Raw genomic sequence first — 583 nt, 5'->3', positions numbered from 1 at the left:
TGGTAAGAAAAGGAGGTTGTGGATAATTGTTCATAACCTCTCTGTTTTTTCAACAGGTTATACACATGTGGAAAAGTGTATTTTGACAAGCTTTCTAAAAGTTATCAACAAGATTAACAGGGCCTATTACTATTACTATCTTTTTATCTATAATTAAAATATATATACAAGGAGTGCACACATGAAATTTTCTATTAATCGGTCTGTTTTTATTCAAAATTTGACGGACGTTCAAAGAGCAATTAGTTCAAGAACAACGATACCTGTTTTGACAGGTGTTAAAATCTCAGTTAAAGAAGAAGGACTTTATTTAACTGGATCTGATGCAACAATTTCCATTGAAGCGTTTATTGATGCTAAAGATGATGACAATAAATTAAAAATTGAAGCCACTGGTGATATTGTCTTACCATCTCGTTTCTTAGGTGAAATAGTGAAGAAATTACCATCAGATATGATGAATTTAGAAGTTGTTGAGAACTTCCAAACAGAAATCACTTCTGACCGTGCATCATTTACATTAAATGGGATTAATGGTAGTGAATACCCACGTTTACCTGAAATCGATGCAAAACAAACTTAC

1 pseudogene is annotated in these 583 nt (G+C 32.1%); it reads left to right on the top strand.

The features are described from left to right. Nucleotides 1-181: 181 nt before the first annotated feature. Nucleotides 182-583 (top strand): annotated as a pseudogene (locus ACRCJ0_RS18680) (DNA polymerase III subunit beta); the annotation flags it as partial.

The sequence above is a fragment of the Aerococcus sp. L_32 genome, assembly GCF_050689315.1.
Note: the sequence above shows the minus strand (reverse complement) of the source record. Positions and strands in the feature narration are given on the sequence as shown.